Raw genomic sequence first — 25,566 nt, forward strand, 5'->3', positions numbered from 1 at the left:
GCTGGCTAAGCTGCTTGACCGTGAATTACGTCTGAGCCTCTTCATGTACGATAGATTTTAGCAGAAACGGATTCGATGAATAATGCTGCAGTGAGTACTGCCTAGTTCTGCTAGTCATTTAAAACAGGAGGGAGGAAAGGAGACTCATGGGATGTGTAGAAATTGAAAGAGAAATGCGAAGTTTTATCGGTGCCGATTAAATAACCGGCACTAGGGAAATTAACGCCAGCGTTCTTCCGCCCAGGCGGCCTGCTGTTGTGCGTCGTGGAAAGTCCAGGCCACGAAGCGACTGATTTTTTGCCCCTGCGCCATTTCAATGGTACGGACTTCGGCCGCACCCACCAGCTTCAACGCGTGATAAATCGAAGGCAAGGTAGTGTTTTTAGAAACCAACGAGGTGAACCACAGGCAGTTTTGCGCCAGGCTAACGCTCTCCTCTACCATTTTACGCACAAAGGCTTCTTCACCGCCTTCACACCATAGCTCTTTATTTTTGCCGCCAAAGTTATGTACCGGCGTGTCGGCTACCTCGCCTTTACCCAGTTTGTGCAGTTTGCGACGGGTGCTGGCTTGTGCTTCCTGTTCAGAGCTGTGGAACGGTGGATTACACAGTGTGGCATCAAATTTCTCCGCCACGCCGATGATGCCGTTCAAAATAAATTCGGGTTGTTTTTGTAAACGCAGGCGTACGCTGTTTCTCAGTGTCGGATTCATCTCCACGATCATTTTGGCCGAATTGAGCGATATCGGATTAATCTCCGAACCGGTAAAACGCCAGCCGTATTCACGCAGGCCAATAATCGGATAAATACAGTTGGCGCCAACACCCACATCAAGGATCGCCACGCCTTTACCGCGAGGGAACTCGCCGCCGTTGCTGGTCGCCAGTAGGTCAGCCAGATGGTGTAAATAGTCGGCACGCCCGGGGATCGGCGGGCACAGATAATCGGCGGGAATGTCCCAGTGTTCGATGCCATAAAAATGTTGCAGCAACGCACGGTTGAGCATTTTAACCGCCGCAGGATCGGCAAAATCTACCGAGATGTCGCCCCAGGCGTTCGGCTTGACGAACGGCTCCAGTGCAGGGCAACTGGCGATCAGCGCCGGGAAATCATAGCGTGAGCGATGACGGTTACGCGGGTGCAAGCCGCTTTTCTGCTGCAGGAAGGTTTTCTTTTTTTCCACCGTGAAGGGCTCTCTTAAAGGTATTTCTGACGCGTACGATACCATATACCCTATAGCTTTCAAGTTGCAGCTAACAGCTCGGGATGAAACCGTATTAAGCCTGCATTCAGAGTTTATGCCGGAATGTCCTACTCTTTATACCCAACGTAATTCAAGTTGCAGGAAGACGGCAAGGAAAGATAGGCTGGGAATATACATCAGTATGTGACCCGGCTGGCTGAGTGCGGCCAACCAACCTGCAGTTTGAATGAATAAGGATATATACCGTCCGTTTTAAGCAATAAACTGCCTAGATGTAAGATTCAATAAACTGATTTGACCAAATTGAATAGATTAACGCCAACCATGGAACAACTAACACAAAATGTAAATCGTCCAACTAATAATACCTGCAGATAATTGGATTATATTCCATTATTAAAGTGTCCTGTTTGATTAAAGCAGATCAGTCAGAACATATCGATTTAGTAATACAAAAGCATCCTTGTAGCACATAACTAGCTTATCTTTAAACAACATCCGCTATTGGCATAAAGCAGATACCTTGAAGACGTATAACTCTGTGCGGTTACAGTGCCAGCTCAAATCCGAACTGGCGTATAAACTACCCAGCTAGCGATATTCGCCTTATCCCGCCTTCTATAATACTTCCCCTATCAGCCGCTTCAATAAAATCAGCCCACCATTGCATCATTGGGCGTCTTTGCTCTAGATAATCACTGCGGTTATAGGCACGCCTAACTTCATTTTTATCAACATGGGCTAGGGCGGCTTCGATAACATCGGGTGGGAAGCCCTGTTCATTGAGTGCGGTACTAGCAATTGAACGAAGACCGTGAGAAACCAATACACCACCAAACCCGGCACGTTTTAATGCAGCATTGACGGTTTGGCTATTCATGGGTTGAGTCGGCTTGATACGGCTAGGAAAGATAAACTCACGGTTACCACTTAATGGTTTCATTAGATCTAAAATAGCTAAAGCAGCGTCAGATAATGGAACAGTGTGCTCACGGTTCATCTTCATTCTAGCAGCAGGTATTTTCCATTCCTTGGTTTCAAAGTTGATTTCATCCCAACGGGCTTCAGCGGCTTCGGCTGGACGGGACATAGTGAGCAGTTGCCACATAAACAAACATCGGGTAGATAGGCTAATACTAGCGGTTCGCATTGTCTACATGAGCTTTGGTAGCTGATCAGGGGGGATACTTGGCATATTCTTTTTCTTCGGTTTTTCAAAAGCCTTACCAATATTGATGCTCGGTACGGCATCAATCAAGCCACTATTTTGAGCATAGATCATCACTTCGTTAATGCGCTGACATAGGCGACGAACGGTTTCTAATGCACCTCTGGCTTGTACCGGTTGTATTGCTTGCACCAATATATGTGCTTTGATATCAGTAACGCTGATGTCACCAATGGCAGGAAACACATCTCGTTCAAGTGAACGCCAGATATCATTACCGTAATCTTCGGTTACAGTGGACTTCTTCACTTCCCACCAACGTTCAGCAACTAGTTGAAAGGTATTTGCCTTTGCTTCTAAGGCGTTACGGACTTGCTCTTTATGGTGATCTTGTGGGTCTATCTGCTTAGCGAGTAGTGTTCTTGCTTCAAGGCGGTAACTACGTGCATCAGCAAGGCTGACGGCAGGGGCTCTTTTTAGCTCGCTTTTTAGTGAGAGGGCGAGTATAGCGAAATGACCACAGCTTGCTTCCATTGGATTTAACCAATAGCTCTAATCCATCGCCATCATAGAGGACATAATCACTCTGTTTTGGCTTTGCTGCGTCGATCTCTTTTACTGATAAGGGTTTGGTTTGTCTTGCCATTTTGATGTTCCATTGTTTTTAGGCACCTCAAAAACTATAAAGGTTAACGAGGTGCCTATCAAGGTGCCTAAGATGATTGGATTTAATTAGGTGACATCAGACTGCACAGGACATAAAAAAGCCCGCAACTCATTGAGTTAGCGGGCTTTTCAGTCTTCTTTGGACGTCCTTAGAAGATAATTTGGTGGAGCTGGCGGGAGTTGAACCCGCGTCCGAAATTTCTACATCCTCGGTACTACATGCTTAGTCTAGTCTTTAAATTCATTTGCCAACTGCGGACAGACACGCCATCAACAAACTATCCTGATTAAATTTAACGCTGCAACCCCAGGCAAGGCATTCACGCGATCTCTTTTGGGTTTGACCTCTCTTGATCCCCGTCCTAAGAGCAGAGGCTAGGGAGAGAGGGCTCTAAGCAGGTTATTAAGCTGCTAAAGCGTAGTTTTCGTCGTTTGCGACTATTTTTTTGCGGCTTTTTACGAGGCCAACCGCCCCTCGGCATGCACCTTGGGTTTCGCAAATCCCGTCGAATCCAGAATCAGCCCCAAGTTGTTGAACGCAGTATAACAGAAAATTATCCTATAAAGCTAGGACTTAGCGATTAGAATGTTTCATTATACGTGCTTTATCAAGTTGCCATTCACGTTCTTTGATATCAGAACGCTTATCGTGGGCTTTTTTACCCTTTGCAACACCGATTTTTACTTTACACCATGCATTTTTCCAATAGAGTGAAAGTGCGATGACGGTGTAACCTTCACGGTTGACTTTACCATAAAGGGTGTCTAATTCACGTTGGTTTAACAATAGTTTACGGCTACGTGTTGGATCACAAACAACATGAGTAGAAGCAACGTTAAGAGGCGTAAAGTTAGCACCAAATAAATAGGCTTCGCCATCTCTCAGTAATACGTAACTATCACCGATGTTGGCTTTGCCAGCACGCAGTGATTTAACTTCCCAACCTTGTAGGGACAAACCCGCCTCGAACTCCTCTTCGATAGAATATTCGTGGCGAGCACGCTTGTTCATAGCAATTGTTGCTGAACCGGGTTTATATGGTTTTTTCTTTGTCATAGTGCAATCATTATACTGTAAGCTGAGTCGAAAGAAATCTTTCTGCGTTGATATTTTTTTGATTGTGCATTTCTTGCCCTGTATGGGTTTTGTTTTTTGTTTAACCAATCAATAGTGCTATTATATGCCCAGTTTTTAGGGATAGGAATTGATATGCCACAGATTAGTCGCTCTGCGTTAGTCCCTTTTAGCGCAGAACAAATGTATAAACTCGTAAATGATGTAATTTCATACCCAAGCTTTTTACCTGGGTGTGTGGGGAGTCGTATTATCAGTCATAGTGCTGAGGAAATGACGGCTTCTGTTGAGGTATCCAAAGCGGGAATTAGCAAAACGTTCATCACTAAAAATGTGCTTGAAGACAACAAATGCATACATATGCAATTAGTAGAAGGGCCGTTTAGTAAGTTGTCTGGCGGGTGGAGGTTTATTCCTCTCAGTGCGGATGCTTGTAAAATTGAGTTTCATCTTGATTTTGAATTTACCAATAAACTGATAGAACTAGCATTTGGCAAAATATTTAAAGAACTTGCTAATAATATGGTTCAGGCTTTTACATTAAGAGCTAAGGATGTTTATAGTGTCTGATATTAATGTTGAAGTGGTGTATGCACTGCCAGAGAAACAATATTTACTATCCGTAAAGCTTACTGAAGGTGTAACAATAGAAGAGGCAATTATCGCCTCAGGTATTCTTTCACTGCGTGACGATATTGATTTAAAAAAAAATAAAGTAGGGATATATAGTCGTCCTGCAAAACTTTCTGATACTGTACAGGATGGGGAGCGGATTGAAATCTATCGCCCTTTGCTTGCAGATCCGAAAGAATTACGCCGTAAGCGTGCTGAAAAATCGAAAGAATCGAAAAGTAATTAAACTGCAGTTAATTGATAAACCGAGCTATTTGCTCGGTTTTTTTGTTTATATCAGCGGTGACTTTATAGCTCAGAAGGCATTATCAGACATTTATAAAAACACACGTCTACCTGCCAAGGCCCAGTTATAGGTAGCTATATTTTTAGTTCTATATCAATGCATATGCATTATTAGTCAGCTGTTTTAGTCTCAGCAGCTTCCATCGATTCCTGAGCTGCAAGGTTCTTCTCATTTTTGATGTCAGTAAGAATACCATTGCGATCAAAAATAAGTGTCAGAGTTTCTTGTTTGACTGGATCATGCCCCAGCTCTTGACGGAATACATAATACCAGGTTTGAGTACCAAACGGGTCGGATAACATTGGTGTGCCCAAAGTATAAGCGACCTGTTGCTGTGTCATTCCTTTTTGGATCTTAGCAACATCTTTCGCTGTGAGGTAATTACCTTGGTTAATGTCTGGGTGATAGACAAGACGTTCCATCATTGAACAGCCCGTAGACATTAATGCGAGTGATAGTGCAGCAGCAGTTAACAATTTATAACGCATGGATATCTCATTCCTTTTGGAGTCAGAACATCAATGATAATCGACATTGATACATTTTAAAACCTTCCTTATCGACTCTAAGACCACATGAGCGCAAAAAAGTTGTCAAAAATTACGCCGCAAGCAATTCTTTTGCATTTGCCAACGTATTTTTTGTGACTTCAGAACCTGCTAGAAGCCTTGCAAGTTCTTGTAATCTTGCTTTTTTGTCTAATAATTGCATGTGAGTTTCAGTTTCAATGCCATTTGTTTCTTTGCTCACATAAAAATGATGATGACCACATCCCGCAACTTGTGGTAAATGCGTTACACACATCACTTGCGTCGATTCGCCGAGTTCACGTAATAATTTACCCACAATGGCAGCGGTAGGGCCACTAATACCAACATCAACCTCATCGAAAATTAATGCGGGGGTATCCATTTTTTTCGCAGTAATCACTTGGATAGCAAGAGCTATACGTGAAAGTTCGCCACCTGAAGCGACTTTTGCTAGTGCTTGATGTGGCTGTCCTGGATTGGTTGTAACATTGAATTCAATTTTACAAGCGCCATCAATTTGGAGTTGTTCTGGTATAAATTTTACATCAATAGTGAATAAGCCATGAGGCATTGATAATTGGTGCATGCTATTTGTAATAAGTGTGCTGAGTTCTTGTGCATAATGTAAACGAACATGGTGCAAGCGTTCTGCGCAAGCGAGTGCTTTTTGGTGGTCAGCAAAGACTTGCGCGTTTAGTGCCTCACAATCTTCGTTTTGGTTGGCAATTTGCGCTTGTTCAGATGAAAGCTGTTGAAATAATTCAGGTAGAGCCTCGGGAGCAATGCGATGCTTGCGGGCTAAGCTAATTTGCTTAGAAATGCGCTGTTCAAGTTCAAACAAGCGATTAGGATCGAGCTCATATTGGTCGCAATAATGTTTTATTTCATCGCTGACTTCACTGACTTGTATTGATGCTTCTTCGAGCATATCAAGTAACCCTGAGAATTTAGGGTTTAGTGCAACAAGGTCGGTTAATTCATTTTTTGCCATGTTTAGCAGGCTGATAACATTGGCACCATCATCTTCAGACAAAATTTGTGCTGTATTTTGCCCAATCGTTAAAAATTGACCATGATTGGCGAGTTGTTTGTATTCTTGGTCAATTTCCTCAAATTCACCTTGGACAGGAAGAAACTCATTGAGCTCTTTTAAATGGTAATCCAACAGTTGCTGACGTGATTCACGTTCTTGCATTTGCTTTTGAAATACGGCGAGTTGCTGACAGGAATCATGCCATGATTGCCATGCTTTTTTCATTTGTACAAGCAATTCTTGCTGATTTGCATAGGCATCAAGTAGGGATTTTTGATGAATATTATCAAGCAACAGTTGGTGAGCATGTTGGCCATGAATTTGGATTAATAGGGTGCCTAATTCTCTGAGTTGAGATAAGGGAACCGATATACCATTGATAAAGCCCCTTGAGCGCCCATCAGAGGCAATAGTACGGCGTAATAAACATTCGTTTTGGTTATCAAGTTGGTGTTCTACTAACCAATTTGCGGCCATTTTTGCATCAGATAGCGAGAAGCGGGCACAGAGATCAGCCCGTTGAGCACCAGGACGAACCATATTGGCTTCACCACGGTTACCTAAACACAGGCCAAGCGCATCAATTGCAATAGATTTACCCGCACCAGTTTCACCAGTGATGGCTGTCATACCGCTACGAAAATCAATTTCTAATTCACGAACGATAGCAAAATTATTGATAGTTAATTGAGTAAGCATCTGCGCTCTCCTGTAAAAATACACACCTGTGTTTTCATACAGTTTATCCTGTTTTTTTATACAGTAAAGAGGCAAAGTAAAATAATTAGAAAGTTTTTTTTGCCCACCCTAATTTTGAGCTTAACGTATTGAAGTAATTATAATCTTTAGGGTGAACTAAATTTAGATTTTTATTACTACGTTTTACAATAACCTCTTCACCATCTTGAATTGGTAGCATAATTTGGCTATCACAACTGACTTCATAATCAATATTTGTACGTAAGAATTTCAAGCGTATGCTACTGTCGCTGCTGATGACTAAAGGACGAGAAGATAGTGTGTGCGGGAACATGGGAACTAAGACAATGGCATCCAGATTAGGGGTTAAAATAGGGCCTCCTGCCGATAGAGAGTAGGCTGTTGAGCCTGTTGGTGTGGCAATAATTAACCCATCAGAACGTTGTGAGAATGCAAATTTATCATCAATATAAACTTCAAACTCAATCATATGAGCGACTTTCCCAGGGTGGAGTACGATTTCATTTATCGCACTGCTCTTACGCGCCTTTTGATTAGCCTTGATCACTTGAGCTTCAAGCAGAAAACGTTGTTCTTCACGATATTCGCCTTCAAGCACGCGTGAAAGTTGCTGTAAGGCATTATCGGGGTCAAGATCAGTTAGAAAACCTAAATTTCCACGATTCACACCAATAACTTTATTGTTATAGCGAGATAATATACGGGCTGCACCTAACATGTTACCGTCCCCCCCCACGACGATGACTAAATCGGCTTGTTGGCCAATTTCAGTTAATGTGCCAGTTGTCGCATTCATTAACTTCAAGTCTTTAGCAACTTGTTTGTCGATAATGGCATGGTAATTTTTTGAAATTAACCAGTGATAAATCAGTTCATGGGTTGCTAACGCTTCAGGATGCCTTGGATGCCCGACAATGCCTATCGTTTTGAAGTGAGAATGTGCTGTATTATTGTCCTTTTGCATACTTTTTTGGCCTCTCATTGTATGACTTCCCTTGAATCCCTGTATTAGATCCCCATAATACTCTCATATATGGGATTAATGCTAAATACGCGGAGATATTCATGAGTAGTAAAGACCAAAACATGCATGATGAGCAAGCTTCTGAGTTAAATGAATCACAAAAAGTTCAAGCAGAGCAAGAAGTGAACTCCCAGCAAGTAGAAGATGCACAAGCAAACGAACAAGCGTTAGCAGCGCGTATTGCTGAGCTTGAAGAGCAATTAGCTGCTTCACAAAAGACCGAACGAGAAGCAATGTTACGCGCTCATGCTGAAATCGAAAATATTCGTCGCCGTACAGAGCAAGACATTGAAAAAGCACATAAATTTGCACTTGAGAAATTCTCAAATGAACTTTTACCTGTGATTGATAATTTGGAGCGTGCGATCGATGCTGCTGATCGCGATAATGAGCAATCTAAAGCCATGTTAGAAGGGCTAGATTTAACGCTGAAAACGTTCTTAGATGCTGTCGCTAAGTTTGGTATCGAACCTGTGGGGGATGCGAATGTGCCATTTAACCCTGAAGTTCACCAAGCAATGACAATGATTGAATCACCTGACCACCAACCTAATCATGTGATTAATGTGATGCAAAAAGGGTATACGTTAAATAACCGATTACTCAGACCTGCAATGGTTATTGTTTCGAAATAATTGTTTAAATGGGATACATGTGTATCCCATTTTTTTGCTTACCTATAATATGCAGCTATTCGTTAATAACTGGGTTCCAGTCAATTGGCGCTTTACCTTGCTGAGTTAAAATTTCATTAGTCTGTGAAAAATGACCACAACCTAAAAAGCCACGATGCGCAGAAAGCGGGGAGGGATGAGGTGCTTTTAAAACATAATGGCGTTTGGTATCAATGATTTTCCCTTTTTTCTGCGCATGTGAACCCCAGAGTAAAAAGACCACGCCTTCCGTATTTTCATTAATTGCTTCAATGACTTTATCTGTAAATGTTTCCCATCCTAAATGTGCATGAGAATGCGCATGGGCTTGTTCAACAGTGAGTACAGTATTGAGTAGTAATACACCTTGCTGAGCCCAACTCAGTAGATAACCATGTGATGGTCGCGTAAACCCTGCGATGTCTTTTTCGAGTTCTTTATACATGTTTACTAGGGAAGGTGGTGGCTTAATACCAGGTAAAACTGAAAAAGACAATCCATGGGCTTGGCCTGGACCATGGTAAGGGTCTTGACCTAAAATAACGACTTTAATATCAGCAAGTTCGGTATAGCGAAAAGCATTAAAAACATCATCTTGCGGGGGATAGATGATTTTACCTGCTTGGCGCTGTTGCGCGACATAGGCTAATGTTTCTTTAAAATACGGTTTTACTTTTTCGGGGCCAATGACGTCGTGCCATGTAATGGTATTTGACATGAAATTTTCCATAACAATGAATGTTGGCTGGCGCAATTTATAACTGAACCAAATGATGGTAATAAGCTTACTGGTTCGTTGGGCAGAGATAAAGCCCTGATCTTTATAATTACGCTTCAAATTAATTTGAAAATTTATAAAAATAATTAAGATTTCATTATGGTGAATATTGATTTAAATCATAAAGTTGAATGGGTTTGATTAATTGCTATACGGAATAATTGATAAATATCAAAGAAAGTGACCTATTGAGCTGGTATAAAATACCTATAGACATTGGTTAGACCAAATATCCAATTGCAAATTTACATAAGATTGATGGTTAATGCAGCTTTGATTGATATAAAAAATCGGGCGCAATCAAGTTCGAACGTGGAGGTCGACATGATTACAGGTATTCAAATTACTAAAACTGATAATGCAGCATTACTGAATTCTTTCTGGTTACTGGATAACGAGAAAAATGAAGCTCGCTGTGTTTGTGCTAAAGCAGATTATAATGAAGGCCAAATCGTTGATAAAGATGAATTAGGTGCTTTTGAGTATCGTGAAGTACCACTGGAAATGAAGCCAACTGTACGTGTAGAAGGTGGGCAGCACTTAAACGTTAACGTATTAAGCCGTGAAACGTTAGAAGATGCAGTGAAAAACCCAGAAAAATACCCACAATTAACTATCCGTGTTTCTGGTTATGCGGTTCGTTTTAACTCATTAACCCCTGAACAACAACGTGATGTTATTACTCGTACTTTCACTGAAAGCCTGTAATAAAGTTTAAACACTATTACATCTAGTACAGTATAATAAATTCTAAAGCCATTGATATCAATGGCTTTTTATTTACCTCTAATAAAGTTGATTATTTCTCTTCACCGCTATTTAGCTTCCAATACTCTTCCAACATACGCATTTGTTAGGGAGAATTTATGCCTTTTTCAATACAACCAACACTTAGTTCAGTGGATGGCCTTTCTCTTGCTAGAGAAGGCTTAGACATTTATTTACAAAATCGCAGTTTAGATATTTCATTATGTGAAAGAGAACATTGGCCAAAAAATACGATAAAAGAACACTTTTTTGGCCAAGATGCACAAAAAAAAGACTTTGTTTTAGCCATGTTATCGTATGGGGCTTACCATACAGATTGGCAACAGATGTTAGGTGTAGAGAGATTAAATACCACTCAACTTAATGCATTAGGTATTGATGCGGAGTTACTTGGTGATGTGACATCAGGATTTCAAGCCAATATATGCCGATATAATGATTTATATATTCTCTGTTTTGCAGGCTCAAACGATATTGTGGATTTTTATGCCAACATCCGTCAAGGCTTAGGGCAGTATGAACCTCAGTATTATCAATCTGTTGGTTTGACAAATATTTTATTTAATGCAGTAAGAGGAAATCTGATTTGTACGGGGCACTCATTAGGTGGTGGCCTTGCGTCAATTGCCGCATTGGCGAGCCATAGCCCTGCAGTTGTGTTTAGCCCCGCAGGGCTGGCAAGGAATACGGTAAATAAGATCGGGCTTGATTATGATGTTGCGGAACGAATGGCGAACGAAGGGCTGATACGATTTTATACTGTGCAATATGACTGGCTTGATTCTCTACAAAATACTTTACCTATCCCTTCAGCGCTGGGAACGCGTATTAAAATGGCTTATAGCGAACAGAGTTCTTGGAAAAATTGGTTACCACACCGGTTATTAACAAGAAGTTTTATTGCACATACGATGGTTAAAATTATTAAGGTGATGTGTAAACATAAACCGTGGAATAATTGGAATGCGATTACTGGGGAATATGATAAAGCCGTCGAGCTCCCGCTAAAAGTGTTCCCGATAATCGAAGAGCAACAAAAAATTAATTGGCAAGAAAGTTGTAAAAGTGCCATTAAAAAAGGCAATGTTGTTGAGTTTTCGAATCTTTTAGAATGTCACAATAAAGCATGTGACCTTGATTTTTTAGCGAATCAATCAGCGCGGGCTATGAATGGGCAGTTTATGCAAATTCTACTCGATTCACAGTATGGGCAAGCCATTAAAAATACACAACTCATCCAGCAAAAAAGTATTTTACATTTAGCGGCTCAAAGTGGCCGAGTGATGCAGTCTAAAATATTGTTAGATAATGGTTTAATGGTTGATATAAAAGATAATTTAGGAAATACACCACTCCATGATGCTTTAAATAGTCATGCTTTGGATGTTGCTGAATTGTTGTTAGTCAATGGGGCTGATTGGCGGGCAAAAAACAACCAAGGTTTTGATTGCAAAGATATCATTAATAATCATATCATTAAATATGATGCATTAACGCAAGAAGGGAAAAAAATGCGAGAAAAAATCATTCATATGATGAATTAAATAAAAAACGGGCCGAAACCCGTTTGAGTGATTATTGGTTTTTATCGCTAATCGCTGATGCTGTTGGACTGACTGGAGTACGACGTTTCCCTATATTTTTCTTATCGCGATGGCGTACTTTTTCTTTTTTCTTCGTTTGTTCTTCTTTCTTTTTCTCTTTGCGCTTTGCCAGCACTTTCTTCGATGGTTTTGGCTTATTTAACATCGCTTCAGATGGCGCTTTTGTTGTTGGGCGCAAGGCATCTATAACACGCACTTTAATAGGGTCTTCAATGTAGCGTGTAATTTTACCTAGTAACGGGAAGTCATGTGCTTCAACTAAGGAAATTGCCGTACCTTTGCGACCTGCACGGCCGGTACGGCCTATGCGATGTAAGTAAACGTCAGCAGTTCTTGGTAAGTCGAAGTTAAAAACATGACTGACGTTATCGATGTCTAAACCCCGTGATGCTACATCCGTCGCAACAAGGACTTTAACTTGCCCGTCGACAAGGCGACGTACCGCTTCGTTACGTTTCGCTTGAGGCATTTCACCTTCCAGATAACAAGGCTCAATACCTGCTTCACGTAGCCACTGAACAAGCTCGCGTAAGCGTTCACGTTTGCGTACGAACACAATCGCTTTTGTCACTTCTTCTTGTTTCAGTAAGTGGCATAGTAGTGCAGTTTTGTGTTCAACGGTATCCGCACGGTAATGAAATTGCTGAATTTTTTTACGTTCACGACGAGATGGATCCGCATCAATTTCAACGGGATCTTCTAGCAAGCGCTCTGCAAAGTCACGGATGGCTTCACCTTCAAGCGTCGCTGAAAATAGCATGGTTTGTTTGCGCCAGCGCGTTTCGCCTGCAATAGTTTCAATGTCGTTTGCAAACCCCATATCTAACATACGGTCAGCTTCATCTAGGATCAAAATCTCAACCGCGCGGCAGTCAAAGTTTTCTTCTTTAATGTACTGTAATAAGCGACCTGTTGTGGCGACAACGATATCTTGGTTTTCGCTGAAAATTTCAGCGTGGTTCATATAAGCAACACCACCTGTGATTGTTGCAATGTCTAGGTGATTATGTGCGCATAATTCTTTTGCTTGGTCAGCAACCTGCATAGCTAATTCACGGGTAGGCGTGACAATCAGAACGCGTGGTGGCCCTGATTTTTTTCTTGGGAAATCAAGTAAATGTTGAATTGCTGGCAGTAGGAATGCCGCTGTTTTACCTGTCCCTGTTGGTGCTGAACCTAACACATCACGACCATCCATTGCAGCTGGAATAGCCGCAGCTTGGATAGCAGTGGGACGTTGATAGCCTTTATCTGACAGCGCGTCAATTAGGCTTTCATCAAGATCAAGTTCAGAAAAAGTGGATGCAGTCATTATATACCTCTATTTGGGGCGCTGATTATAAACAGGTTAGCAAAATTGTTCACCTGAAAAAATCCGCTTTTCACAAGTGTAACTGTTTTCAGGTTAGACAGGGAGCGATAACTCGAGGAAAAGTTAGCGAAATGACAAAAGAATTCAGGAGAGCCGAAACTCTCCTGGACAAGATATTTATTAGCTAAGCATATTAATCAGCCAAGTATGGTATGGAATACCCACTAAGTCGATGAGTACTGCGCCACTTAATGGCACAATCATAAACGCTTTCATGGAAACTTGTTTGTAACGTTCACAAACGGATGACATATTCGCCATCGCATTTGGTGTCGCGCCTAAGCCATGTCCCATCAAACCTGCACACATTACCGCGGCATCATAGTTTTTCCCTAACAACCTAAAAATAACAAATACGACGAGCAGAATTAAAACGACAACTTGCGCCAATAAAATGGTGAAGAGCGGAAGAGCCACAGCCTTTAATTCCCAAATCTTCAGTGACATCATGGCCATAGTTAAGAAAAGACCGAGGGACACTTCAGAAATAAGATCGATAGATTTTTGGTTGATGCGGAACAATTCGACCTGATCATTAATATTACGGATGACAATTGCAATGATCATCGCGCCAACGTAGCTCGGTAGTGAAAAACCAGTGGCTTTAGTGAATTGCGCAGAGGCAAATTGACCAATGACCATGATCCCTAAGATCAAGGCAAGCATTTTCAAGAAAGCATGTGCATCGATAGACTCAATTTTCCCTGCAATAGTTTCAGGAACTTGAATTTTTTCAACTTTTTCGTCTGCTTGAATACGGACATTGAATTTTTTAATCAAATAGGTAGCGATTGGGCCTCCCAATAAGCTTCCCGTAATTAACCCAAAGGTGGCGGCAGCGATCGCGGCAACTGTCGCTGATTGTACGCCAAGTCCTTCAGCCATACCGCCAAAGGCAGCAGCTCCGCCATGGCCACCCGTGAGTGATACCCCCCCAGCCATAATACCAATGACAGGTTCGATGCCTAATAGATGCGCTAACCCTGCCCCAAAGGTATCTTGGAAAATCACCACAAACCAGCAAATAAACAGGTACATAAATAATAAGCGACCACCTGTTTTGAGAATTCGGAAACTGCCATCAATACCTATTGTGGTGAAAAATGCGACCATCAAGAAGGTTTGTAAACTGGTATCAAAATTTATTTCAGCGAGGTTGAACGATTTCAGTCCCCAAATGATTAAACTCACTAAAAATCCGCCAATGACAGGAGATGGAATACAAAATCGTTGTAACCACTCAATGCGTTTTTTTAAGTGGATGCCCATGAGGAGGCAGATGACGGTAAGGAATAAGGTGGATAGTGCGTCTAGGTGTAGAATCATAAGTTTCCCTTTTTTAACTGTTATCTTTCAAGCTACAGCGTTGTTGGCCGCACTCAGCTACTGTAGTCACATACTTTTGTATGCTCCTACAGCTATCTTCGTTAGCCGCCTAGCTGTAACTCGAAATCTAATAGTTAAAATATTTATGATGAAAAACATTATAATTTAGCGAGTTACAGCTAAGTTGATATTTTTTCGAACCTATTTTTATTGTGGTATTCGAATAGAAGCTATCTCAACAGATTGAAGCGAACAGTTTATTTATCAGTCGAATTGTTGTGTTGTTTTATTAGAATAAATATTGGTAAATCAAATAAGCCGCAAGCTTGGCGGTATGGTTGTCAATATCAAATTCAGGGTTGCACTCCGCAATATCGAAGAGGGCGATTTTTTTGCTGCCTTTAATAACGGTAAAAAGTTCATCAAATGTTTCGGTAGAGATACCTTTAGGTGCAGGGGCGCTGACACCAGGGGCAATAGCGGCAGAGAATACATCTAAATCCACAGTGACATACAAATAATCAACGCCATCAATGAATGCTTGAAGTTGTTTAACAGCTTGTGGAAGTTGCGAAAAGCTTAGCTGTTTATCACGAAGGTATTGGCAGCCTAATCGGTCTGCAGTATCAAATAATACCTTGGTGTTGCCATGATCAGCGATACCTAAACACAAGTAGTGGAAAGGACGCTGGTGCTTCTGACATAACTGCGCAGATTGTAAAAAAGGCGTGCCAGAAGTCGCTTCAGGGGCTTCACGTAAATCAAAATGGGCATCAAAATTGATGATCCCAATCGTTTTTCCTGATTGATTTTGTTCGACATAATCAAATAACCCTTGAAAGCTAGCAAAGGCCACTTCATGGCCACCACCTAATATAATCGGGCGCTCATTTGCAGTTAAACTTTCAATAATTTTGTCGGATAAGCGGCGTTGTGCAGATTCAAGATCACCATCATCACAACTTACGGTTCCTAGATCTTTAATGGCTAGCGGTTGGTGGATAGGTAACCCAGCAAGTTGGCGACGAATAGCATCAGGCCCTGCTTTAGCCCCTTGTCGGCCTTTATTGCGTCTTACGCCCTCATCAGAGGCAAAGCCTATCAACGTAAATTGTGCGGGTGATACTTTGTTAATCACTTGATGAATACGCAAATGTTCTTGTGTTTCACCATCCGTGCGCCCTTGCCATTGGAAAGGTTGTGTCATAGTTACTCCAAATTAATCAATTTAGTGATGTTATCTGCCGCTTGACGTGTATGCATAATTAACTCGTCAACACGGTGAGTTGAGCGAAATTCAGGGGCCATAACGGAGACGACGGCCAGTACATCATTTCCTTTAAAAATCGGGGCGGAAACGCCAAAGACCCCCTCATCAATCTCACTGGTTGATGTGCCGTAGCCTTGTTTGCGGATCTGCTGTAAGTCTTGTTGTAATTTCAGCTTATCTACGTCAGAAATAAGCTGTTTTGCATGTATCTCAAACACGTGTTCTTGGTATTGTGTTTGATGAAAAGCTAACAATGTTTTGGCACTGGCCCCTTTGATTAGGGTATTACCGCGGCCAATGATAAATGAGCAACGTAGGGCTTGTTCGCTTTCTATCATGTCTACACAAATCGTTTCTCGCAGGTTTGAGGTGATAATCGCTGCGGTTTCTCGTGTTTTTTTCGCTAATGATTGAAGCTCTGATTTTGTGGCTTCCATCAATAAGCTGTGGTGATAGTATTTTTCGTGATTTTTGATACTCTGCGAGCCGACACAATAAGTACCATACTGCTTTGCATGAGACACAAATTCCCATTCTATGAGAATTGTCAGTAAGCGATAAACCGTTGATAATGGAATATCCAGTGCCGTTGAGATAACCTGTGGCGTCACTGGGGATGCGCAACTCGTGATGTAGGACAAGACATCTAAGGTTCTATTAATGCTGTTCATCGCATCTCCTTTTTTTCGAACTTAGCAGTAAACTTTTTGTGCCTCAAATATAATTCTCATATTATAAGAATTATATTGTAGCGAATAGGTTAAACGATGACTTTTATTTGCTCAATATGAGAAAATGGTCAGCTTCAGGTAAGTAGAGTGTGTGGATGAGCAATCAGAAAAAAAACTACCGAAAAGGTGGGTTTACATTTAAACAGTTTTTTGTGGCCCATGACCAATGTGCAATGAAAGTGGGCACTGATGGCGTATTATTAGGGGCATGGGCACCTATTGGTCATGTTCAATTTGCATTGGATATCGGTAGTGGGAGTGGGTTAGTCGCGCTAATGTTGGCACAGCGACAACAAAATGCACAAATTGATGCTGTTGAATTGGATGTTCAAGCAGCGCAGCAAGCTCAATGTAATTTTGTGGAGTCACCTTGGGCGAAACGGTTACATATCATCAATCAGGATATTATTCACTATAGTCAGCATTCACCCACTCAATATGATTTGATTGTAAGCAATCCGCCTTATTTTGAGCCTGCGGTGGCGTGTCGAGATGAGCAACGTGACCAAGCTCGCTACACAAGCGCACTAACCCATGACGTACTATTAGAATGTGCCCAGCGTTGTTTAACGGAAAATGGGTTATTTTGTTTAGTGCTACCGTATGAAGTTGGTGAGAAAGTGCAAGCAATGGCTGAAAGTAGGGGGTGGTTTACGGCGTTGAGAGTCAATGTTAGTGACAAACCAACAACACCATTTCACCGTATGTTATTGGGTTTGCGATTAGTGAACTCTCACACTCAGGTAAGCAATTTAGCTCTAAAAGCACAGAGCGGTGAGTATACTGAGGATTTTCGCGCATTGATCCAGCCGTTTTACCTTAAATATTAAAACCAACGGAACAGTTATTCCGTTGGTTTCGTGGCTTTATTCAGGTTTCAGGACAGTTGGACCTGAATTTTCTAACATATCTGGATAGTCTAATGTGTAGTGTAGCCCACGGCTTTCTTTGCGCGCCAATGCGCATCGCACCATTAGCTCCGCGACTTGTACAAGGTTTCGTAACTCTAGTAAGTTATTGGAAATACGGAAGTTAGCATAATAGTCATGAATTTCTTGCTGTAATAAATGAATACGTCGGAGTGCCCGTTCGAGGCGCTTAGTGGTTCTCACAATCCCCATGTAGTCCCACATAAATAAACGTAATTCATGCCAGTTATGTTGGATTACAACTTGTTCATCGGAGTTATGTACTCGGCTTTCATCCCATTCAGGTAAATGTGGTACTTCACCAATATTTTGCAGTGTCGATTTGATGTTTTCTGCGGCTGACCAGCCATATACAAGGCATTCTAACAATGAATTAGATGCCATACGGTTCGCTCCGTGTAGGCCAGTATAACTAACCTCACCAATGGCATATAAGTGAGCAATATCAGTCATACCTGTTTGATCGACAATCACCCCGCCACAGGTATAATGTGCCGCGGGCACGATAGGAATAGGCTCTTTGGTGATATCTAACCCTAACGTCATTAATTTGGCATAAATAGTTGGGAAATGATGTTGCACAAAATCTGTTGGCTTATGGCTGATATCAAGGTACATACAGTCTGCGCCAAGACGTTTCATTTCGTGGTCAATGGCTCGTGCAACAATATCACGAGGTGCAAGTTCTTCTCGTTCGTCATAATCAGGCATAAAGCGGCTGCCATCAGGGCGTTTTAAATACGCACCTTCACCCCGTAATGCTTCGGTAAGTAAAAAGTTTCGTGCTTGTGGGTGGAATAAGCAAGTGGGGTGAAATTGGTTGAATTCTAAGTTAGCAACACGGCAACCTGCCCGCCATGCCATTGCAATGCCATCCCCTGACGAAATATCGGGGTTAGTGGTATATTGATAGACTTTTGCCGCGCCACCTGTGGCTAAAATAACGGTTTTGGCGCGGATCGTTTCAACTTGCTCTTTTTTCCGATTCCAAACGTAAGCACCCAAAATACGTGAGGGTGCCTTGTCTTCGGATAGAATTAAGTCAACAGCATTATAGCGTTCTTTTATATGGATATTTGGGTGAGCAAAAGCGAGGTCAACAAGCGTAGTTTCAACTTCTTTTCCTGTCGCATCAGCATGGTGAAGTATGCGACGATGGCTGTGACCACCTTCTCGCGTTAAGTGGTACTGAGTCTCGCCACTTTCTGTGATTTCAGTATCGAATAAAACACCTTGGTCAATAAGCCACTGCACGCATTCTTTTGCATTAGAGGCGATAAATTCAACCGCACCTTTATGACAAATGCCAGCCCCAGCAATGAGGGTATCTTCAACGTGGGATTCGATGCTGTCGGTATCATCAAATACGGCGGCAATACCACCTTGAGCATAATAAGAAGCGCCTTCACTCAAGCTGCTTTTACTCAAAATAGTCACTTGGTGGAAAGGAGCAAGGCGTAAGGCGGCGGATAGCCCTGCGACACCACTGCCAATGATTAAAATATCAGTGTAATGCTGTGTGGATCCGTTCATGAGTGTTTGCTGTATATAATAGTATGTAGTGTGTTTTTTTATGTTAGCCTATCAGATTGTCGATTACTATTGCTGGATAGATGTTTACAGTCACTATTTTGACCCAGGTCTATTTACTTATTCGCATCGAATAAATGTGATAGCTATAGCATTCATTTGCAAAATCCGTATGCTGTGTTCTTGACCTTTAAGGTATTTGTATGCAACTGTTTTAATAAGGATCTTTGGGATCTTAGAAAATGAAAATCCAGCACTTTTGTAAATTTTTGACTATTTTTTTAGATTAAATTGAACTTCAATGGTTTCTATAACTCAAAGTAGTGCTTGCTTTAGGATGGGAGAACATGAACAAGTCAACATATTATCAGCCTGAGTTCGGGAGATGCTTCCCGAAATGAGCGAGCAATTAACAGACCAATTATTGGTTGAAAAGGTACAAAAAGGCGATCAACAAGCTTTCAACTTACTGGTAATTAAATACCAGCACAAAGTTGCAAGTTTAGTATCCCGTTATGTGCCGCAAGCGGATGTGCCTGATGTAGCACAAGAATCATTTATAAAAGCGTATCGTGCTATCGGTTCGTTTCGTGGTGACAGCGCATTTTATACTTGGCTTTATCGTATTGCGGTCAATACGGCTAAAAATTATTTAGTCGCACAAGATAGACGCCCTCCTGCGTCAGATCTTGAAGCGAGTGATGCTGAAAACTTTGAAACCGCTGGTGCTTTAAAAGAAATTTCGAACCCAGAGAACTTAATGTTGTCTGAAGAATTAAAGAAAGTTGTTTTCAAAACCATCGAATCCTTGCCTGAAGACTTACGAATGGCAATCACACTTCGTGAACTTGATGGTTTGAGCTATGAAGAAATCGCTGAAATTATGGATTGCCCAGTAGGTACTGTACGTTCCCGTATTTTTAGGGCAAGGGAAGCGATTGATAATAAAGTACAACCTCTGATTCAACAGCACTAACGCTATTAAATCAGCAGATTAATTATAATTGTGATGCAATTAACTGAAGGTAATTGGGCATGCAAAGAGAGAAACTTTCCGCAATGATGGATGGCGAAGCTCTAGATTTAGAGCTTGTAAATGCCATTTCATGTGATTCAACGTTAAAGCAACGTTGGGAGAGCTATCATCTTATTCGTGATACTCTACGTAATGATACTGGCGATGTCATACATTTTGATATTGCAAGTAACGTTGCGGCAGCATTAGAGAATGAAGCTGTGCGTATTAATCCTCAGGTAGTTGTCGAATCGCAGCCTGAACCTGCGACTTGGGGTGCTTTCCCATTCTGGGGTAAAATCCGTCCTTGGGCGAGCCAAATAACTCAAATTGGTGTTGCAGCATGTGTTTCGTTAGCCGTTATTGTGGGGGTACAGCAGTACAACCAAAGTAATGCTGTTGATTCCACCGTTGATGAGCCAATGTTTAATACCATTCCTGTTGGAAGTGGTGCGCCTGTAAGCCTGAATATTTCAGATAACCAATTATTTGGTAATGAACAACAACTTCAACAGGTTGAACAACAAAATCAACGTATTAATGCGATGCTGCAACAATATGAAATTGAAAGACGCTCGATGTTGAACCAGCAATATCAACAATCTGAACAACCTGCATCTGCGGCAGGAGTTAAGCTGAAATAATGAAAAAATGGTTATCCGTCATCTGCCTGACGGGCAGCCTGATTATTTCTAATCAAGCTTCGGCATCTGAACAGGGTGCCGATGTCCTTTTTAAAGAAATGGGGAATGCTGCCCAAAACCTTTCTTATGAAATGTCATTTATGACATTCAGCCCTCAAACAATTACACCTGTAAGATATCGCCACGCAATTATTGACGGTATTCCTGTTTCACAAATGATTCAGATGGATTCATCACGCCGAGAGATTGTTCAAAAAGGTGATAGGATTAGTTACTTTGAGCCAGGCTTCGATGCGTTTAGTTTGAATGGTCAAAATATCGTTGATAATTTACCTTCTGTTTTATTTACAAATTATGAACAGATAAAGCCTTACTACAATTTTATTGATGCGGGGCGCACACATATTGGTGATCGACCTGCTTTGGTGATCCGCATAATATCGAAAGACAATTCCCGATTTAATTATGTACTATTAATCGATGAGGAAACGAAACTGCCGCTACGTATTGATTTGTTGGATAATAACAGCCAAACGTTAGAGCAATTTCGGGTTATCTCTACAGTGCTAGATAGTAAAACAGTTAATGATTCATTACTTGCATTGAGTAAGGTAAATATGCCGCCGTTATTGGTATATCCGAAAAATACGGCACCATCCTTCAAATGGCAAGTGGGGATGCTTCCTCCAGGCTTTGAAGAAACATCGCGTTCTGTACGTAAATTAAGTGAAGATGACGTTGTGGAAAGTGCAATGTTCAGCGATGGGTTATTTACCTTCTCAGTGAATGTGACAAAATCGGTGAAAGGCCCGTTGTTAGATCAACCAATGCAAAATGGGCGTCGTTCAATTTATACTATGACACAAAAGCAAAATGTCATTACAGTAATTGGCGAATTACCTTTGCCAACGGCACAAGTTATCGCAGGTAGTGTTCAGTTTCGGGAGTAGGTTATGGTAAAAGAGTGGGCAACTGTCATTCGTTGGCAAAACGGAAGGGCACTACTGCGTTATGGCTCTTCATCAGGATGTGGAAGTTGCGGTGCTCGTAAAACGTGTGGCTCTTATGCACTCAGCAAAATAGGGCCAAACACGGAACATGAATTAGAAATTGCTATTGAACAACCTTTAGTCGTAGGACAAAAAATCGAGGTTGGTATTCCCGAAGGGAGTTTAATTCGTTCGGCTATGCTGGTGTACTTAACTCCAATTTTAGGGTTGTTTATTTTTGCTGGGTTAGCTCAATCGTTTGATTTTAGCCAATTTTTGGTAGCGACTTCTGGTGTAGTAGGGGGTGTGGTTGGTTTTTATACTGCACGGAAATTAGCTTCTCATTGGCGTGATGATGACGCATTTCAGCCTGTCGTCTTGCAAATAGGTTTACCACCTTCCGAACTTTCAGTACAGGTTAACTGCTAAATATCAATAGATTGTATTCAATTCATTATTTGATACCATGATAAAAAAGGGGAAAACGTGATGTTTTCCTTTTGTAGTTTATTGGTTTAAATAATCAATTAATTGATTTTTCAGTCTCTTTTGAGATAAAAATCAAAATAGGCTTGTTATTATTCGTAATAAATGAGTATTTAGAGGGTTAAATTAGCGCTAAATTAGTGCTCTAACTTATTAACCTTTAGCAAGTTTACAGTTGTTTTACATTGAATCTTTGTGTTAGCGGGGTCTTATATGTAAAATGCAGCTAATTAACAATCTTGTGATAATCATAGCATTTTAGTTTTGTCGCGATATTTGCACAAAACTGATTTTGTAAGGCAATTTAAAAGAAGATATTACCTTGAAAATCAATAATATAAGAAACTTTTCTATCATTGCTCATATCGACCATGGCAAATCCACGTTATCTGATCGTATTATTCAGATTTGTGGTGGTTTAACGGATCGCGAAATGGCAGCGCAGGTTTTAGATTCAATGGATCTGGAACGTGAGCGTGGAATTACCATCAAAGCACAGAGCGTTACGCTCGATTATAAAGCCTCTGACGGTGAAACTTACCAATTAAACTTTATCGACACACCAGGCCACGTTGACTTCTCTTATGAAGTTTCGCGTTCTCTTGCGGCGTGTGAAGGGGCACTGTTAGTTGTCGATGCAGGGCAAGGTGTTGAAGCTCAAACATTAGCTAACTGCTATACAGCGATTGAAATGGATTTAGAAGTCGTTCCTGTTTTAAACAAGATTGACTTGCCAGCGGCAGACCCAGAGCGAGTTGCTGATGAAATTGAAGACATTGTAGGCCTTGACGCCCACGATGCCGTTCGCTGTTCTGCAAAAACGGGCATTGGTGTTCAGGATGTGATTGAACGCCTTGTTAAGGAGATCCCACCACCAGTTGGTGATGTGGATGCCCCATTACAAGCACTGATTATTGACTCTTGGTTTGATAACTATTTAGGCGTTGTTTCGTTGATCCGTATTAAAAACGGGTCACTGAAAAAAGGCGATAAAATTAAAGTCATGAGTACAGGGCAGGTGTATAACGCTGATCGCCTTGGTATTTTCACACCTAAACAAATCGACCGTGATGTACTTAGTTGTGGCGAAGTAGGCTGGTTAGTCTGCGCAATTAAAGACATCACAGGTGCGCCAGTAGGGGATACCTTAACGGGCGCTCGTAATCCTGCGGAAAAAGCACTACCAGGCTTTAAAAAAGTAAAACCACAGGTTTATGCGGGTTTATTCCCTGTCAGTTCCGATGACTATGAAGGTTTCCGTGATGCGCTAGGTAAACTTAGCTTAAACGATGCCTCTCTATTCTATGAGCCTGAAACATCGACTGCTTTAGGTTTCGGTTTCCGTTGTGGTTTCCTTGGCTTATTGCATATGGAAATCATTCAAGAACGTTTAGAACGTGAATACGATCTTGACCTGATCACTACAGCACCAACGGTTGTATATGAAGTTCAACAAACCAACGGTGAGATTGTTTATGTGGATAGCCCATCAAAGCTGCCAGCATTAAACAATATTGAAGAACTGCGTGAGCCAATTGCAGAATGCCACATGTTAATGCCTAAAGAATACTTAGGTAACGTGATTACACTTTGTATTGAGAAACGTGGCGTTCAAACCAATATGGTCTATCATGGTAATCAAGTTTCGTTGACATATGACATTCCTATGTCTGAAGTCGTACTGGATTTCTTCGACCGTTTGAAATCAACATCTCGTGGTTATGCGTCATTGGATTATGCATTTAAGCGTTTTCAGCCGTCAGACATGGTTAGGGTTGATGTGCTTATCAACAACGAACGTGTTGATGCATTAGCATTGATTACACACCGCGCAAACTCACAATATCGTGGTCGTGAATTAGTCGAGAAAATGAAAGAACTGATCCCACGCCAGCAGTTTGATATTGCTATCCAGGCCGCGATTGGTAACCATATTATTGCTCGTTCTACAGTTAAACAGCTGCGTAAAAACGTACTTGCCAAATGTTATGGCGGTGACGTTAGCCGTAAGAAGAAACTGTTGCAGAAGCAAAAGGATGGTAAGAAACGTATGAAACAAGTGGGTAACGTTGAGCTACCACAAGAAGCGTTCCTTGCTATATTGCATGTTGGTAAAGACAACTAAGTTTACAAGGAGTCTCAATGGCTAACACCTTTGCCTTGATCCTAACACTGGCAACTTTAATCACTGGGATTATATGGTGTTTAGATAAGTTTAAATTTGCGCCTGCGCGTAAAGCAAAACTGAAGCAGTTACAGGATGCAACAAATGGTGCAGTGAGCGAAGCGGATGTGGCGAATGCTGTCCGCCGCCCTTCATGGCTAGAAACAGGGACATCAATTTTCCCTGTGTTAGCTATTGTACTGATTGTACGGTCATTTATTTATGAGCCGTTTCAAATTCCATCAGGGTCAATGATGCCAACGTTATTAGTTGGTGACTTCATGTTGGTTGAGAAATTTGCATACGGTTTAAAAGACCCTATTACACAAACGACACTGATCGAAACAGGTAAACCAAAACGCGGTGATATTGCAGTATTTAAATACCCTCGTGACACAAATGTCGATTTTGTTAAACGTGTAATAGGTTTGCCAGGTGATAAAATTGTTTATAATCCAGATGCCAAGGAACTGACGATTTATCCAAATTGTGCGGATAACAAATGCACAGAAAATTTGCCGATTACTTACGGGCCATTAGCCCCAAGCGAATGGACAATGTTTTTTGATGTAGCCTCTGTTGTTGATAGTCAAAAAGGGAATTATGAAGTTCCATTAGATCAAGAGTTGCCACGTAATGCATTGCGTCAATATGAGCGTAGCGAAAAACTCGATACAGTTGAACATCAAATTCTAATTATTCGCCAAGCCGTCACTGAAGCAAAATACTTGCAACCAGGAATGCCATTAAATGAGTGGATTGTTCCTGAAAAACAATATTTTATGATGGGTGATAATCGGGACAATAGCTCTGACAGCCGTATGTGGGGTTTTGTTCCTGAGCAAAATTTAGTGGGTCGCGCCGTGTTTATTTGGTTAAGCCTCGATAAGCAAGAAAACGAATGGCCAACAGGCATTCGCTTTAGTCGAATTGGTCCACTATAATTTCATTGATTGGATAAGCCAA

At 41.4% G+C, this 25,566-nt stretch carries 23 protein-coding genes, 1 other RNA gene and 1 pseudogene; 12 read left to right on the plus strand and 13 right to left on the minus strand.

What is annotated here, in order from left to right; genetic code table 11:
* Positions 1-219: 219 nt before the first annotated feature.
* From rlmF to smpB, 4 genes and pseudogenes are all read right to left on the minus strand, one after another.
* On the minus strand, positions 220-1,185 hold the full coding sequence (gene rlmF, locus PR808_RS09255; RefSeq protein ID WP_272539173.1) for a 23S rRNA (adenine(1618)-N(6))-methyltransferase RlmF: 966 nt from the start codon (positions 1,183-1,185) through the stop codon (positions 220-222).
* 604 nt (positions 1,186-1,789) lie between these two features.
* A pseudogene (locus PR808_RS09260) lies at positions 1,790-3,020 on the minus strand (integrase domain-containing protein).
* A 182-nt stretch (positions 3,021-3,202) separates the two neighbouring features.
* Positions 3,203-3,566, minus strand: a transfer-messenger RNA (tmRNA) gene (gene ssrA / locus PR808_RS09265).
* 48 nt (positions 3,567-3,614) lie between these two features.
* Positions 3,615-4,097, minus strand: a complete 483-nt coding sequence (gene smpB, locus PR808_RS09270) for an SsrA-binding protein SmpB (protein ID WP_206082532.1) — start codon at positions 4,095-4,097, stop codon at positions 3,615-3,617.
* 153 nt (positions 4,098-4,250) lie between these two features.
* Here smpB and PR808_RS09275 point away from each other — a divergent pair, with 153 nt between their 5' ends.
* Positions 4,251-4,685: a type II toxin-antitoxin system RatA family toxin gene (locus tag PR808_RS09275; protein ID WP_206082531.1), complete on the plus strand. Its 435-nt coding sequence runs from the start codon at positions 4,251-4,253 to the stop codon at positions 4,683-4,685.
* Positions 4,678-4,974, plus strand: a complete 297-nt coding sequence (locus PR808_RS09280) for an RnfH family protein (RefSeq protein ID WP_206082530.1) — start codon at positions 4,678-4,680, stop codon at positions 4,972-4,974. The genes PR808_RS09275 and PR808_RS09280 overlap by 8 nt, the downstream gene beginning before the upstream one ends.
* A gap of 170 nt (positions 4,975-5,144) precedes the next feature.
* On the opposite strand, the gene bamE is transcribed toward PR808_RS09280, so the two are convergent.
* The 3 genes from bamE to nadK all read right to left on the minus strand — a co-directional run bounded on the left by bamE (position 5,145) and on the right by nadK (position 8,281).
* A complete protein-coding gene (bamE, locus tag PR808_RS09285; RefSeq protein WP_206082529.1) occupies positions 5,145-5,522 on the minus strand; it encodes an outer membrane protein assembly factor BamE in 378 nt (125 codons plus the stop codon).
* 112 nt (positions 5,523-5,634) lie between these two features.
* Positions 5,635-7,296, minus strand: coding sequence for a DNA repair protein RecN (gene recN, locus PR808_RS09290; protein ID WP_272539174.1), 1,662 nt, complete (start codon positions 7,294-7,296; stop codon positions 5,635-5,637).
* Between the two features lie 85 nt (positions 7,297-7,381).
* Positions 7,382-8,281, minus strand: coding sequence for an NAD(+) kinase (nadK, locus tag PR808_RS09295; protein WP_272539175.1), 900 nt, complete (start codon positions 8,279-8,281; stop codon positions 7,382-7,384).
* A 101-nt stretch (positions 8,282-8,382) separates the two neighbouring features.
* On the opposite strand from nadK, the gene grpE reads away from it, so the two are divergent.
* Positions 8,383-8,976: a nucleotide exchange factor GrpE gene (grpE, locus tag PR808_RS09300; RefSeq protein WP_206082527.1), complete on the plus strand. Its 594-nt coding sequence runs from the start codon at positions 8,383-8,385 to the stop codon at positions 8,974-8,976.
* Positions 8,977-9,031: 55 nt separating this feature from the next.
* On the opposite strand, the gene ung is transcribed toward grpE, so the two are convergent.
* Positions 9,032-9,712 (minus strand): uracil-DNA glycosylase, encoded by a 681-nt coding sequence (ung, locus tag PR808_RS09305; RefSeq protein ID WP_272539176.1) that lies wholly within the window; start codon positions 9,710-9,712, stop codon positions 9,032-9,034.
* 384 nt (positions 9,713-10,096) lie between these two features.
* On the opposite strand from ung, the gene grcA reads away from it, so the two are divergent.
* Together grcA and PR808_RS09315 are read left to right on the plus strand one after the other, a co-directional pair.
* Positions 10,097-10,480, plus strand: coding sequence for an autonomous glycyl radical cofactor GrcA (gene grcA / locus PR808_RS09310; protein WP_206082525.1), 384 nt, complete (start codon positions 10,097-10,099; stop codon positions 10,478-10,480).
* 158 nt (positions 10,481-10,638) lie between these two features.
* Entirely contained in the window at positions 10,639-12,084 is a 1,446-nt protein-coding gene (locus tag PR808_RS09315) for an ankyrin repeat domain-containing protein (RefSeq protein ID WP_272539177.1), read from the plus strand.
* 31 nt (positions 12,085-12,115) lie between these two features.
* On the opposite strand, the gene srmB is transcribed toward PR808_RS09315, so the two are convergent.
* The 4 genes from srmB to PR808_RS09335 form a co-directional block, all read right to left on the minus strand.
* On the minus strand, positions 12,116-13,456 hold the full coding sequence (srmB, locus tag PR808_RS09320) for an ATP-dependent RNA helicase SrmB (RefSeq protein ID WP_206082523.1): 1,341 nt from the start codon (positions 13,454-13,456) through the stop codon (positions 12,116-12,118).
* 180 nt (positions 13,457-13,636) lie between these two features.
* Complete coding sequence (gene gltS / locus PR808_RS09325) at positions 13,637-14,842, minus strand: sodium/glutamate symporter (RefSeq protein WP_206082522.1); 1,206 nt, start codon at positions 14,840-14,842, stop codon at positions 13,637-13,639.
* Between the two features lie 289 nt (positions 14,843-15,131).
* Positions 15,132-16,049, minus strand: coding sequence for a formimidoylglutamase (gene hutG, locus PR808_RS09330; protein ID WP_272539178.1), 918 nt, complete (start codon positions 16,047-16,049; stop codon positions 15,132-15,134).
* A 2-nt stretch (positions 16,050-16,051) separates the two neighbouring features.
* Positions 16,052-16,783 carry an IclR family transcriptional regulator gene (locus tag PR808_RS09335; RefSeq protein WP_206082520.1) on the minus strand — a complete coding sequence of 244 codons (732 nt, stop codon included), beginning with the start codon at positions 16,781-16,783 and terminating at the stop codon, positions 16,052-16,054.
* A 155-nt stretch (positions 16,784-16,938) separates the two neighbouring features.
* Between PR808_RS09335 and trmN the strand changes: the two genes are divergently transcribed.
* Positions 16,939-17,673, plus strand: a complete 735-nt coding sequence (gene trmN / locus PR808_RS09340; RefSeq protein WP_272539179.1) for a tRNA(1)(Val) (adenine(37)-N(6))-methyltransferase TrmN — start codon at positions 16,939-16,941, stop codon at positions 17,671-17,673.
* Between the two features lie 36 nt (positions 17,674-17,709).
* On the opposite strand, the gene nadB is transcribed toward trmN, so the two are convergent.
* A complete protein-coding gene (gene nadB, locus PR808_RS09345) occupies positions 17,710-19,305 on the minus strand; it encodes an L-aspartate oxidase (RefSeq protein WP_206082518.1) in 1,596 nt (531 codons plus the stop codon).
* A 394-nt stretch (positions 19,306-19,699) separates the two neighbouring features.
* Between nadB and rpoE the strand changes: the two genes are divergently transcribed.
* The 6 genes from rpoE to lepB all read left to right on the plus strand — a co-directional run bounded on the left by rpoE (position 19,700) and on the right by lepB (position 25,544).
* Complete coding sequence (rpoE, locus tag PR808_RS09350; RefSeq protein WP_206082517.1) at positions 19,700-20,278, plus strand: RNA polymerase sigma factor RpoE; 579 nt, start codon at positions 19,700-19,702, stop codon at positions 20,276-20,278.
* Positions 20,279-20,337: 59 nt separating this feature from the next.
* On the plus strand, positions 20,338-20,961 hold the full coding sequence (gene rseA / locus PR808_RS09355; RefSeq protein ID WP_272539180.1) for an anti-sigma-E factor RseA: 624 nt from the start codon (positions 20,338-20,340) through the stop codon (positions 20,959-20,961).
* A complete protein-coding gene (gene rseB / locus PR808_RS09360) occupies positions 20,961-21,911 on the plus strand; it encodes a sigma-E factor regulatory protein RseB (protein ID WP_206082515.1) in 951 nt (316 codons plus the stop codon). Before rseA ends, rseB begins: the two co-directional genes overlap by 1 nt.
* 3 nt (positions 21,912-21,914) lie before the next feature.
* A complete protein-coding gene (rseC, locus tag PR808_RS09365) occupies positions 21,915-22,379 on the plus strand; it encodes a SoxR-reducing system protein RseC (RefSeq protein ID WP_225819051.1) in 465 nt (154 codons plus the stop codon).
* Positions 22,380-22,764: 385 nt separating this feature from the next.
* On the plus strand, positions 22,765-24,561 hold the full coding sequence (gene lepA, locus PR808_RS09370) for a translation elongation factor 4 (protein ID WP_206083009.1): 1,797 nt from the start codon (positions 22,765-22,767) through the stop codon (positions 24,559-24,561).
* Between the two features lie 17 nt (positions 24,562-24,578).
* Positions 24,579-25,544 carry a signal peptidase I gene (gene lepB / locus PR808_RS09375; RefSeq protein WP_206082512.1) on the plus strand — a complete coding sequence of 322 codons (966 nt, stop codon included), beginning with the start codon at positions 24,579-24,581 and terminating at the stop codon, positions 25,542-25,544.
* Positions 25,545-25,566 lie beyond the last annotated feature (22 nt).

This window comes from Providencia sp. PROV197, assembly GCF_028479625.1.
Classification (GTDB): Bacteria; Pseudomonadota; Gammaproteobacteria; order Enterobacterales; family Enterobacteriaceae; genus Providencia; species Providencia vermicola.